The organism is Chitinophaga sp. Ak27 (genome assembly GCF_012726295.1).
GTDB lineage: Bacteria > Bacteroidota > Bacteroidia > Chitinophagales > Chitinophagaceae > Chitinophaga.
The window spans coordinates 332,443-344,484 of record NZ_JABAOB010000002.1; the positions used below are offsets into that span (position 1 = coordinate 332,443).

Consider the following 12,042-nt stretch of genomic DNA (forward strand, 5'->3'; position numbering starts at 1 on the left):
AATGAGATATGCTTTGATCGGGGATGAGCTTGCCCTATATTTGCGGATATTGCAACAAAAGGTAACCACTGCTCGTAAAATATATCTCATGAGATTTTGGACATCATCTACCGTGTCCTGTATGCTGCTATTCACTTTTCTGAAATTGACGGCACAGGAAAAATATGAACTCAACAGCGGATGGCAATGTAGGAACGTAGAAGGCGTCAAAGCCACGGGGCAGCAGCTCTCTGCACCCGGATACACATTGACAGACTGGATACCGGCCACCATACCGGGCACTGTGCTCACTACACTGCTCAATAATAAACAGGTACCGGACCCGCTCTACGGTATGAACAACGAAAAAATACCAGATATCTACCACACTGGCCGGGAGCATTATACTTATTGGTTTGTGAAAGATTTTACGGAGAAAGCACCTGCCGGCGATGCCCAGGTATGGCTGCACTTCCGGGGCGTGAATGATGGCTGCGATATTTTTCTCAACGGCCACCGTCTTACAAAAGATACTCACTATGGCGCTTACCTTCGCCAGGCTTATAACATTACCCCCTGGCTGGCTAAAGACGGACAAAACCGCCTGGCTGTAATCGTATATCCGCCCCAATTCCCGGGTAATCCTAACGGTGGACAAGGCGGCGATGGTACCATTGCCAAAAACGTAGGACCGCAATATACCGCCGGCTGGGATTGGATACAACCGATGCGCGATCGCAATACCGGCATCTGGGATAAAGTAACCATTGAAAGAACCGGCGCTATACGCATTAAGGATCCACACGTAATTACCCGGGTACCGGGCGTTCGCCAGGCCCAGGGCCCACAGTCACCCGCCATAATAGAGGTGTCTGCCGGACTCGAAAATGCCACTGCCAAAAGCATTGCCGGTACGCTCCGGTATAAAATAGCCGGGGAAACTGTTACCAAACAAGTCACCCTCGCGCCGCACAGCACTACCACCGTGCAAATGCCGAACCTCACACTGAAACAGCCCGCACTCTGGTGGCCAGCCGGATATGGAGACCAGCACCTCTATTCACTGCAGCTGGAATTCCTTAATAAAGGCAAAACAGACGACATACAAGCGGTGGAAGTAGGTGTACGCGAAATACAAACCTATTGGAATAACCATACCCGTAGTCGCGAAGTGGCGGTAAACGGCCAGAAAATATTCATTAAAGGTGGCAACTGGATCACCTCTGATGCTATGTTCCGCTTCAGCAAAGAACGCTACGATGCAGAAGTGCGTTTTCACCGCGATATGAACCTCAACCTGATCCGCATATGGGGCGGTAGCTTAACGGAAAGGCCCGAGTTCTTCGAAGCCTGCGATAAGTACGGCCTGCTGGTGTTCCAGGACTTCTGGATCTCCGGCGACTGTAACGGCAGATGGCAGGACCCGCAGAAAAAAGACGATCAATGGACCCGTCGCCGCTATCCCGATAATCATTCACTCTTCCTCGAAAGTGTGGCCGACCAGGTGAAGCTGATTCGCAATTATCCTTCGCTAGCCTTCTGGTGCGGAGGAAATGAAATTACACCTCCTGCAGATATCTTTGCCGCTATGAAGGATACGATCATTCCTTCCCTGGATGGTACCCGTTACTTCTTCGATTACTCCAACTCCGACAGCATGTCGTACAATTCCATTGGTGGCAACGGCGATGGACCCTACGGTATCCAGCCTATCGCGCACTTTTGGAATGAACGCACTTTCCCGTTCAACTCAGAAGTAGGGTCAGTAGGCACCGGCGATTATGAATCGCTGGCCAGGTTCCTGCCAGCCGAAAGCCTGGTGCCGCCAGATCGGCAAACAGGCAAGACCGATGCGGTATGGAACTATCACAAATACATTTCCTATAACAATGCCGTTGATCCCTATGGTAAAACAAATGATCTGAGAGAATGGGCCAACAAAGCGCAGCTGGTCAACTACGATCAATACCGCGCATTAATGGAAGGCTTCAGCGCACATATGTGGGATTGGTATACCGGCGTTATCATCTGGAAAACCCAGAATCCCTGGACGGCCCTGAGAGGGCAGATGTACGATTACTACCTCGATCCCAATGCCTGCCTCTATGGTACCCGCAAAGGCGCCGCGCCGCTGCATGTGATGTACAACCCAACAGATGGGATGGTGATGGCAGTAAACAATACTTTCCGCTATGCCCGCGACCTGATGCTGGAGCTAAAGACTTACGACATGCAGGGCCACGATTCGCTGTTGACACAATTGTTTGTCGAAGCAGGCCCGGCTACTGTACAAAAGTTTATGTCGGTGAAACCTATGCTGGACAAGCTAAGCGAACAACAAGGCGTATTTTTTTCCCTGCGCCTGCTGAATACGCATCAACAGGTGGTAGATGAAAACCTTTACTGGCTGCCCGATGCAAACGGCAACTATTCCGGTTTGCAACAGCTGGCCTCGGCCAACGTGTCTGTGAAGGCGGTGAAGGCCGGACCTGACAGCATCCGGGTCACGATCAGCAACCCTGCCGGCGGGCCGGTAGCCTTCTTCAACCGTATATCACTGGTAGATGCACAGCATCAGCAACGTATCCTCCCCGTGTTTTACGATGATAACTATGTGTCGGTATTACCCGGGGAACAGAAAATCATCACCATTACCGGCGCCGCCATAGGTGCCGCTCCCGGAGCGGAGATTGAAGTGTACGGACATAATGTGAAACGACAGTATATCCGCTTTTAACCAATATGCTTTCAATACTTAGCTTTCAGAGATCCTGTGTATTTTCTGAAAGCTAAGTACTGAAAGCAAAAAGCTTTTTGTATATTTATTTTGTTAATCTTCTTATACCTCCTCAAACTATTCACCAGATGACCACCCTACAGGATACTACCATCCGGAAACTCAATGCCCAGGAGAAAATCCCCTACGACCTGTTACTGTTAGCCGATCCCTCCGTTGTTGCTATCAATGCTTACCTCTCATCAGGAGAGCTGTATATAATGGAACAAGACCACCAGGTGATTGGCCTCTATGTATGGGTAAAGGACGGCGACACGCTCGAAATAAAGAATATTGTAGTACATCCCTCTTTCCAGGGAAAAGGGTTTGGTAAAATGTTATTGCAGGACGCAACCCACCGGGGCAGGATAAGTGGCTACCACCGCCTTTGTATCGGTACCGGTAATTCCAGTATAGCCCAGTTGTACTTGTATCAGCGCCAGGGTTTCGAAATGGCCACTATTATCAAAGACTACTTTACAACAAACTACCAGGAACCCATCTACGAAAATGGCATCCAATGCAGGCATATGATTATGCTGGAAAAAAGACTAAGCTAAGCTGAGGGGGCAGGAGGCTGCGGCTCAATAAACGCACGGGTTTTAGGCAGGCTATCCGGAAATTTTTCCTGGATATACTTTATCAGGTTTTCGCGGATATAGCAGCGCAGGTCAAACGCATTGCCGGAATTGGAGGAGCTCATGAGCGCCCTTACTTCTATCGTCCGCTCGCTGGTATTGGTCACCTGTAAGACTTTGGCGCGCTGATCCCATAACGGCGATGCCGCCAGCAACCGGTCAAATTCTGCCCGCAACTGATCTATTGGCACGGTGTAATCCAGGTAAAAAAATGCGGTGCCCAGCATCTCAGCACTGTTGCGGGTCCAGTTCTGGAACGGTTTCTCAATAAAATAATTAATTGGTAATATCAGCCTGCGCTGGTCCCATATATTTAATACCACATAAGTAAGGGTAATTTCTTCCACACGTCCCCATTCTCCTTCCACCACCAACACATCATCGATGCGGATCGGTTGGGTAAAGGCGATCTGGAATCCGGCCAGCAGGTTGCCCAGCGATTTCTGGGCAGCAAAACCAATGATAATACCACCTACGCCTACGCCCGTCAGTAACCCAGCCCCCAGTTTACGCATGCTGTCGAAGCTCAGCAGGATAAAGCAGGCGGTTAAAATTAATACCAGGGAGATGGATAACTTACGTATAAACTGCAGCTGCGTACGTATCTTACGCTCTTTCAGGTTGTTAGCCTTTTTAAGATCATACGTATGATACACATAGTCCTCGAATACTTTGATAGCGCCGATAATCAGCGCAGCAAATGATAGCGTCAGCGCTATTTCCGTTATCTTACTTAATGTGGGCACAAATTTAGGCGGCACCCGCATCATAGGAATGGCCATGTTCAGCAACAGCAAGGGCAGGAAATAATTGAATGCTTTGCCCAGCCGGTTCAGTATACTGCGCATCAGCGAAAATTCATGCTGGTCAGCTAGCGATTTACGCAAAAATAAAGACAGCAAAATTTTAATAAGCCAGCCAACGATAACGGCAATGCCCGCCAGCAGCAGGTTCCATAGCCAATCAGGCAGGTGATCCGTATTTTCTATCAATTGATTCCACATGCGCGCCCAAGCCCAAAGATGATGCCGGTATATGCCAACTGGTACGCAACATCCGGTGAAAGTACCGCCATTACCAGCTTTCGGTCCTTGCTGTTGTCTCGTAGCAGATGCGACTGTTGCACAGCCTCCACACTTCGTCTTCCATGATTTGTGCCCGGCGGACGCAAAAGATTTTATAAGCCAAATGTGTACAGCATCCCTTCGTGATGAACGATAACGCTGCCCGGAAAATGCTTAGCCGGCGTGCGCGTAGGAAACCAGTTTCGCCCGGCGGCAACGATAATCAATAAGCCGTAATCGTCGCCCAGGGCGGTAAATTGATCGGAGCGGGGTTGTTTGGCAAATACAGGTATTTGTTGCTGAAGAAGATGCGCAGCATGAACAGGCACATCTTCGGTAACGATGCCTATTTCGCTGATACATTCGATATGCAGCTCCGGCGCATCATTGAGGAGATCATGACGGGCAATGAATTCCAGCAGGTTGCCATTGTTGTCGTAAAAGTACACGGCGTCGGCATGCCATAGCTCGAAATGCGCAATGCGATTGTCATCCGCAACAGGAACCAGGTCGGTCATTTGTTGCAACCAGTCAATAGCTTCACTCAGCTGGTTGTGTGGTATATTAAAAGCAAAATGATACACCGGGTGCACAATGGCATCGCTTTGTTCAAATACAAGTGTCGAGGTACCTGCCTGAAAACTGATACAGGTGCTGCTTTGTTGTGTCACCGCCAACTGAAGCTTTTGGCTGTAAAATGCTGCCGTAGCCGCGAGGTCGTTTGTATAGAGATGTATGGAGGCGAGCTGCATATTATTCAATGTTTAAGTTAACGCCGTAAAGAAAATCAAATTGTTTACGGGCAATGCGATTGGGAGTATGCCGGATCAGGTAATTACGCAGGAGACTGCCGGTAGTATTCTTTACGCTGGTAAGACGTCCGAGCATCCAGGAGAGGTCCACTACACGTTTGGCGCGCTTTAACCGCCTCAACTGGTATTTGGCGAAGGCCTTTTCCGGTTGTGATTCCTGGCCCAGGTAAGCAGCCAATACATATGCATCTTCGATGGCCTGGCTGGCGCCCTGTCCCAGGTTGGGAGTGGAAGCATGTGCTGCGTCACCTACCAGTACTACATTCCCGTGGTACCATTGTTTCAGGGGTTGTATGTCATAAAGATCGCCATGTATCAAAGCATCCGGATCCAGGCGGCTCACAATGTCCTGTATGCGCAGATCAAAAGGCGCCAGTTCGCGCCGTATATAGGTCAGCGCTTCTGTGGGAGAAAATTTGCTGCCTGCAGGCATGGCTTTGGTCATCCAGAAATATACCTGTTGGTCGCCTACCTGTGAAATGGAAGCCCTTACGCCGCCTTTACGGCTCCATACTTCCCCGCTGCTCACCTGTTCTGATGGCGGAAGGGTGGTATTGATAATGGCCCGCCAGCAGGTTTGCCCGGAATAGCGGTATTGGGCTTTGGTTACATACTGTTCCCGCACTACCGACCGGATCCCATCTGCGCCTATAATCACATCGGCGCTATCGGTGGTACCATCCTCAAAACGTACTACATTGCCATTAATGCCTGCACATCTTTTCCCCAGGTGTATCGGCTGCTTTACGGCGTTGGCCAGTATTTGCTGCAGGGTGCCACGATGTATGGCATGGGTAGCGTTACCATAACGCTGTTGAATGTCGAGGTTGTCGATGAATTGCAACAAATTGCCTTTCACATCTTTTATAAATACTGACTCCAGGAATATGGAGGATGCTTTTAATGCGTCCGCCAGGCCCAGGCGCTCATATACATTCATGGCATTGCCCCCCAGCCAGATGCCCGCTCCTACGGCCTTTAGTTCCGGCGCTGCTTCATATATTTCGAATTGGATCTGCTGTTGCTGTAATGCAATGGCGGTGGTGAGTCCCCCTATGCCTGCCCCTATGATAATCGCCTTCATGATTTTTTAATTTAGTACAAATGTACAAAAATATTCCATTCTTGTACATTTGTACTAAATTTTCTATTTTCGCTGCTATGAGCACCAAAGAAAAGATACTGGTTACCGCCACCCGCCTGTTCAACGAGCAGGGGATAGACGTGATTACTATCCGGCACATTGCCAAAGAAATGGGGATCAGCCATAGTAACATTCAATATTATTTTAAAAATGCCGACGATATTATTGCTACAATCTATACCAATCATATTGAGGAACTGAACGAATTACCGATGTTTAAGGAGTTGACCCTCGACGCGCTGAAATCATCTATTGTAGCTATTATGGAGCATATCTATAACTACCGTTTTATATATATCCATTTTGTAGTGATCGCCAGGCGTTTACCATCGGTAAAGAAAGAATACGCCCGGCGGTTTACGCGCCGGCGGGAGCAGTTCCTGGAGTTATTTGCGCATTACCGCGAAACGGGTATTATGCGCACAGATATTCCCGCTCCAGTATGGGAAAGCCTGATCAGGAACATTTATATCATTGGTGATTTCTGGATTTCTGCTAATGAGCTCAATACGGGGTTAAAAGGGAAGAAGGCGGTTAGTTATTACGTTACACTGATTGAACAGCTGTTTTATCCGTATTTAACAGAGAAGGGAAGGGCAGAGATAATAAATAGTACCGCACTGATATAAAAAAAGAAGCCATGCAACGCTGCATGGCTTCTTCTTTTATATCGGCAATAACTTATTGTCCGCTTTGTTTTTTCTTATGATCTACGATGGCGCCGGTACCTGCGCCTACGCCTGCACCGATCAGGGTACCAATAGCAGCACCTTTCAGGTGGTCTTTGTTAACGATAGCCCCGGTAATGGCGCCAGCGCCGGCACCTACTACGGCGCCTTTAGCGGTATGGCTCCATGATTTCCAGCCTTTCTTTTTAGGAGCAGGTGCTGGAGCAGGAGCTGCTGCTACATCACCACCACCGCCACCGGCAGGCGCAGTCATCGCAGCATCGCTGTAGCCTTCCTGGCCGGAAGTACCTGTATGATGATGACGCCCTTTCACGTGATTCATTGAATCTATAACAGATTGCCTGATGGCACTCACATTGTTCATCGAATCAATAGTAGCTTTTTTCGCACTCTCTATGGCTGCAGCATTATCCCCATTGCTTTTGCAGGAGAAGAAAACTACGGCTGCCGCTAAGGCTACAAGTAACTTTTTCATGGTGATACGGTTTATTCCCCGCAACTCACGAAAACTATGCCAAACTGTGTATAGCTATAGTGGAAGCCGCATTTCTACCAGGTTTTGACGGAAACCGAACTTTTCATATGCCCGCACCGCAGTGGTATTATCAGCATATACGTCCAGCCGTAACTCGCGAAGGCCCAGCCTCACCGCCCAGGCGCCCAACCCCTCAATAATCATCCCGTTTACTCCCTTGCCCCGGTATTCGGGTACTACATACATAAATCCCAGGTAGGCATATTTCGGAAATACCTGGTAAGGCTTCGCGTCCCGAATACGGACATGCCCCGATCCAATTATTTCGCCGGCATACTCGGCTACCAGCACCTCCGCATCATCGGCAGCGATCAGCGCAGCCAGGTCGTAATAATGTATAACGCCTTCTTTTAATGTATTGTCAAACGGACGTTCGGCAGCTACAATCCCTTGCTCAAATTCCAGTAATACCGGGAGGTCGGCCGCAGTGGCAGGTCGGATATGTATCATGACTAAAATCGTTGAGCCGACGAATGTACAACTTTTCTATCCCTGGTGCAGGTTTTGAGCCAGGTTTGTTGGTACTGCCAAGAAGGATATTTCAATGATTTACAGGTATATATATCCACTTCGGCAACCATTCCATCGGGAACGATTGCGTAAATAACGCCCGGCATCTCCCGTCTCTTTACTATTTTAACCGGCAGCTATTAATTCCACGTTATGAAACAAACGATTTTACTATTAGTTTCTTTCCTGCTCATTGGTAAGAGTCTACCCGCACAAGTCATACAAAAAACAGTCGCAAAGGATGGCAGCGGCGACTATACCACCGTACAAGCCGCCCTGGACGCCGTTCCGTTGCATAATACAGTGCCTGTGCATATTTACATTAGGAAAGGCATCTATAAAGAAAAATTACACCTCGATTCTACCAAAGACTTTGTGACCCTCACCGGAGAGGATGCACAAAACACTATTCTTACCTACGATGATCATGCCGGTATGCATAGCCCCACCGGCGACACCATTACTACTTATTCGTCGCCTTCCTGTATCATCCATGGCAATAACTTCCGGGCAGAAGATCTCACCTTCGCCAACACTGCCGGTATTTCCGCCGGCCAGGCCGTGGCGCTCAGCGTTAAAGGCGATAAGGCTACGTTTATTCATTGCCGTATGCTGGGCTTCCAGGATACCCTGCTGGCCGGCACTTTTTATGTAAAACAGTATTACGAAGACTGCTACATTGAAGGCAGTACCGATTTTATATTCGGCTATGCGGCTGCGTTTTTTAATAGGTGTCAGATTAACAGTAAAAGCAATTCTTATATCACAGCAGCAGCCACACCACCCGCTTATCCGGTAGGATATGTTTTTAAAGACTGTAAGCTGACAGCCGACAGCGGCGTTACCAGGGTATACCTGGGAAGGCCCTGGAGGCCCTATGCCAGCGTTACCTGGTTACATTGTAAGATGGGAGCGCATATACTTCCTGCCGGCTGGGACAATTGGAGAAAAGCCGCCAATGAGAAAACAGCCCGTTATGCGGAATATAAAAGTAAGGGCTCCGGCGCCAACAGCGAAAGGCGGGTGAACTGGGCGAGGCAACTCACAAAAAAGGAAGCCAGACAATTTACCCTGGCAAACATATTTGGAGACTGGAAATTCTAAATGCGATGAGAATACTGGCTTGTTTATGCGCCTTGCTGGCTTTCCTGCCGGCTATGGCACAATCTGTTCGTGAAAAGTCTAAAGTATGGGTAGCCGACAATGGAGACGGCACCTATAAGAACCCGGTTATCTATGCCGACTACTCAGATCCTGATGTAATTCGTGTAAATGATGACTATTACCTGGTGTCCTCCAGTTTCGATGCTGTACCGGGCTTACCTATTCTGCATTCGAAAGACTTGGTCAACTGGCGCATCATAGCCCATGCGCTCCTGCGGCAGCCGCCCCACGACCATTTTTCGACGACGCAGCATGGCAACGGCGTTTGGGCGCCCGCTATCCGTTATCATCAACAGCAATTTTATATTTATTACCCCGACCCCGACTTTGGCATTTATGTGATCACTGCCAAACAGGTAACCGGTCCCTGGAGCGAGCCGCAGCTGGTGGTAGCCGGCAAAGGATTCATTGACCCCTGCCCGCTATGGGACGATAATGGTAACGTATACCTGGCACATGCTTTTGCTGGCAGCCGTGCCGGAGTCAAAAGTATGATCGTGGTAAAACAGCTGGATGCAACAGGTACCCACGCCATTGATGAGGGCGTGCTGGTATTCGACGGGCATCCACAACATCCAACACTCGAAGGACCTAAGTTTTATAAGCGTAATGGATACTATTACATTTTTGCTCCCGCTGGCGGCGTTAGCACGGGCTGGCAGCTGGTACTGCGTTCCAGGCATGTTTATGGCCCCTATGAAAGTAAAATTGTAATGGACCAGGGGCATTCCCCGGTAAATGGACCACATCAGGGCGCCTGGGTGCAAACACAGAAAGAAGAGGACTGGTTCCTGCATTTCCAAGACGAGGAAGCTTACGGCCGGGTAGTGCATCTGCAACCCATGACATGGGTGAACAACTGGCCGGTAATAGGCGCCGATCCCGATAAAGATGGGAAAGGAGAACCAGTGATGCGTTACAATAAACCAGATGTAGGGAAAACGTATCCCGTGGTTACACCACAGGAATCAGATGAGTGCAACGGCAGTACTCTTGGCTTACAATGGCAATGGCAGGCGAATCCTGCTGCCGGATGGGCATTCCCTTCGCCAGCGCTGGGCTGCCTGCGGTTGCTGGCGGTACCCTTGCCCGACAGCGCCCGTAATCTTTGGGACGCCCCCAATGTACTCCTGCAGAAGTTCCCGGCTGCAACGTTTACGGCCACTGCTAAATGTAGCTTTGTTCCCCACCTGGAAGGAGATTGTGTAAGCATGCTGGTAATGGGCGCCGATTATGCCGGTATCAGGCTGGAGAAGAGAGCCGGTGGTCTTTATCTTACCCGCTTTACCTGTAAACAGGCCGACCGCGGGAATGCAGAGGTAATTGAACCCATCGCACCTATAACGGTAACGGATATATTTTTCAGGATAACGGTGGAAAAGAATGCGCAGTGCCGTTTTAGTTATAGTACCGATGGTCAAACCTTCCATGATGCAGGAGGAACGTTTGCTGCAGTGCCGGGGAGGTGGATTGGCGCAAAGATAGGACTGCATTGCAGCCGCACGGCCAGGACCAACGATGCTGGCTGGACCGACATCGATTGGTTCAGGGTGGAGTAATGAGCGAGGTTTGCAGCACCCTGGTTTCAAAATCTTTCACCGGACGTTTGCTTTCTATCAGTTGCAGCAATAGCTCCGTGGCTACCTGCCCCATTTCAAAGGCAGGTTGCCGCACCACCGTGATAGGGGCATGCAGCAGCTCTATCAGGTCGGAGTTGGAGAAACCGGTCAGGCCAATATCTTTGGGGACGTCCAGTTTCGCTTTCTTCAGCGCCCGCATACAGCCCGTGGTGAGTTTATCAGAGGTAGCGAAAATTGCATCAGGACGTTTTTTTTCCTGGAGCAATTCCTGCACCGCATCGCTGACTTCCTCCTGCAACATGCCGCCATGAAAACAATATTTGATCAGCGATGCCGGCAACCGGATACCCGCTTTGTCCAGTGCGGCCACGTAGCCGGCTACCCGCTCTCTCGTAATGGAAAGATGGGCTGAATTGGTAATACAGCCAATACGCCTATAGCCCTGCTGCAATAAATGGGTGGTAGCGTTGTAGGCGCCTTGGAAATTATCTACCCTCACCTGGTGCGTCGCTATTTCTTCTACAATCCGGTCAAAAAAAACAATCGGGAATCCATACTGATGCAACGCTTTTAATGGCGCCAGGTCCTTGGTAGCACTGGATACAGAGATCAATAACCCATCGATCGACCGCGAAGCCAGGTATTGCAAGGTCCTTACTTCTTTCTCAAAAGATTCGTGACTCTGGGAGATAATGACCGTATAGCCTTTCTCGTTAGCTACCGATTCAATACCGTTGATGGTTTGGGAGAAAAAGCTATTCGCAATTTCAGACACCATCACGCCAATAGACCGGCTCTTTTTTTCCTTCAGGCTTAATGCTATAGGGTTGGGATGATAGTTCAGCTGCGCAGCATGATCTAATACCAGTTGCTTGGTTGCTGCACTGATTTCATGGCTGTCGCGCAACGCGCGGGATACCGTGGAAGTAGATAATCCCAGCGCCTGTGCAATATCTTTTATGGTAGCAGCTTTGTACTTCATATCGTTCCCGGACCGTGGTTTCCGGCGTTTTTTTCCAGACAGTGAATGTACTGATTTTCCGGGAACGATTGCGTAAATAAACTTCACCGATAGTAATAAGTTCAGTAGAATTGTAATCACACAATACCGGTTTCAGATTCTTTTTCAACCAATGTATCGCCACGTTAAA

At 49.2% G+C, this 12,042-nt stretch carries 11 protein-coding genes; 5 read left to right on the forward strand and 6 right to left on the reverse strand.

The features are described from left to right. Window positions 1–88: 88 nt before the first annotated feature. Together HGH90_RS09195 and HGH90_RS09200 are read left to right on the forward strand one after the other, a co-directional pair. Window positions 89–2,716, forward strand: a complete 2,628-nt coding sequence (locus HGH90_RS09195) for a glycoside hydrolase family 2 protein (RefSeq protein ID WP_169190923.1) — start codon at window positions 89–91, stop codon at window positions 2,714–2,716. Between the two features lie 128 nt (window positions 2,717–2,844). Further along, window positions 2,845–3,315: a GNAT family N-acetyltransferase gene (locus HGH90_RS09200; RefSeq protein WP_168764282.1), complete on the forward strand. Its 471-nt coding sequence runs from the start codon at window positions 2,845–2,847 to the stop codon at window positions 3,313–3,315. On the opposite strand, the gene HGH90_RS09205 is transcribed toward HGH90_RS09200, so the two are convergent. The 3 genes from HGH90_RS09205 to HGH90_RS09215 all read right to left on the reverse strand — a co-directional run bounded on the left by HGH90_RS09205 (window position 3,312) and on the right by HGH90_RS09215 (window position 6,353). Beyond that, window positions 3,312–4,397 (reverse strand): mechanosensitive ion channel family protein, encoded by a 1,086-nt coding sequence (locus HGH90_RS09205; protein ID WP_168764281.1) that lies wholly within the window; start codon window positions 4,395–4,397, stop codon window positions 3,312–3,314. The two genes, HGH90_RS09200 and HGH90_RS09205, sit on opposite strands and share 4 nt — an antisense overlap. A gap of 173 nt (window positions 4,398–4,570) precedes the next feature. Then, window positions 4,571–5,209, reverse strand: coding sequence for a VOC family protein (locus HGH90_RS09210; protein ID WP_168764280.1), 639 nt, complete (start codon window positions 5,207–5,209; stop codon window positions 4,571–4,573). A gap of 1 nt (window position 5,210) precedes the next feature. Further along, the gene (locus tag HGH90_RS09215; RefSeq protein ID WP_169190924.1) at window positions 5,211–6,353 is read right to left on the reverse strand and encodes an FAD-dependent monooxygenase; all 1,143 of its coding nucleotides are present in this window, start codon (window positions 6,351–6,353) and stop codon (window positions 5,211–5,213) included. A gap of 77 nt (window positions 6,354–6,430) precedes the next feature. On the opposite strand from HGH90_RS09215, the gene HGH90_RS09220 reads away from it, so the two are divergent. After that, window positions 6,431–7,042: a TetR/AcrR family transcriptional regulator gene (locus tag HGH90_RS09220; protein WP_168764278.1), complete on the forward strand. Its 612-nt coding sequence runs from the start codon at window positions 6,431–6,433 to the stop codon at window positions 7,040–7,042. Window positions 7,043–7,094: 52 nt separating this feature from the next. Here HGH90_RS09220 and HGH90_RS09225 read toward each other — a convergent pair whose 3' ends face one another. Both HGH90_RS09225 and HGH90_RS09230 read right to left on the reverse strand, forming a co-directional pair. Continuing rightward, complete coding sequence (locus HGH90_RS09225) at window positions 7,095–7,577, reverse strand: glycine zipper domain-containing protein (RefSeq protein ID WP_168764277.1); 483 nt, start codon at window positions 7,575–7,577, stop codon at window positions 7,095–7,097. 54 nt (window positions 7,578–7,631) lie between these two features. Next, on the reverse strand, window positions 7,632–8,087 hold the full coding sequence (locus tag HGH90_RS09230) for a GNAT family N-acetyltransferase (protein WP_168764276.1): 456 nt from the start codon (window positions 8,085–8,087) through the stop codon (window positions 7,632–7,634). A gap of 213 nt (window positions 8,088–8,300) precedes the next feature. Here HGH90_RS09230 and HGH90_RS09235 point away from each other — a divergent pair, with 213 nt between their 5' ends. Continuing rightward, window positions 8,301–9,251 carry a pectinesterase family protein gene (locus HGH90_RS09235; protein WP_168764275.1) on the forward strand — a complete coding sequence of 317 codons (951 nt, stop codon included), beginning with the start codon at window positions 8,301–8,303 and terminating at the stop codon, window positions 9,249–9,251. 5 nt (window positions 9,252–9,256) lie between these two features. Next, window positions 9,257–10,870 (forward strand): glycoside hydrolase 43 family protein, encoded by a 1,614-nt coding sequence (locus tag HGH90_RS09240; protein WP_169190925.1) that lies wholly within the window; start codon window positions 9,257–9,259, stop codon window positions 10,868–10,870. On the opposite strand, the gene HGH90_RS09245 is transcribed toward HGH90_RS09240, so the two are convergent. Next, window positions 10,857–11,993, reverse strand: coding sequence for a LacI family DNA-binding transcriptional regulator (locus tag HGH90_RS09245; protein ID WP_317166138.1), 1,137 nt, complete (start codon window positions 11,991–11,993; stop codon window positions 10,857–10,859). The genes HGH90_RS09240 and HGH90_RS09245 overlap by 14 nt on opposite strands. Window positions 11,994–12,042 lie beyond the last annotated feature (49 nt).

Bases quoted from the DNA above. Each gene is read 5' to 3' on its own strand.
- HGH90_RS09225 (WP_168764277.1), bottom strand. From the start codon at position 7,577: ATGAAAAAGTTACTTGTAGCCTTAGCGGCAGCCGTAGTTTTCTTCTCC.
- HGH90_RS09235 (WP_168764275.1), top strand. From the start codon at position 8,301: ATGAAACAAACGATTTTACTATTAGTTTCTTTCCTGCTCATTGGTAAG.
- HGH90_RS09215 (WP_169190924.1), bottom strand. From the start codon at position 6,353: ATGAAGGCGATTATCATAGGGGCAGGCATAGGGGGACTCACCACCGCC.
- HGH90_RS09240 (WP_169190925.1), top strand. From the start codon at position 9,257: ATGAGAATACTGGCTTGTTTATGCGCCTTGCTGGCTTTCCTGCCGGCT.
- HGH90_RS09220 (WP_168764278.1), top strand. From the start codon at position 6,431: ATGAGCACCAAAGAAAAGATACTGGTTACCGCCACCCGCCTGTTCAAC.
- HGH90_RS09195 (WP_169190923.1), top strand. From the start codon at position 89: ATGAGATTTTGGACATCATCTACCGTGTCCTGTATGCTGCTATTCACT.
- HGH90_RS09210 (WP_168764280.1), bottom strand. From the start codon at position 5,209: ATGCAGCTCGCCTCCATACATCTCTATACAAACGACCTCGCGGCTACG.
- HGH90_RS09230 (WP_168764276.1), bottom strand. From the start codon at position 8,087: ATGATACATATCCGACCTGCCACTGCGGCCGACCTCCCGGTATTACTG.
- HGH90_RS09205 (WP_168764281.1), bottom strand. From the start codon at position 4,397: ATGTGGAATCAATTGATAGAAAATACGGATCACCTGCCTGATTGGCTA.
- HGH90_RS09200 (WP_168764282.1), top strand. From the start codon at position 2,845: ATGACCACCCTACAGGATACTACCATCCGGAAACTCAATGCCCAGGAG.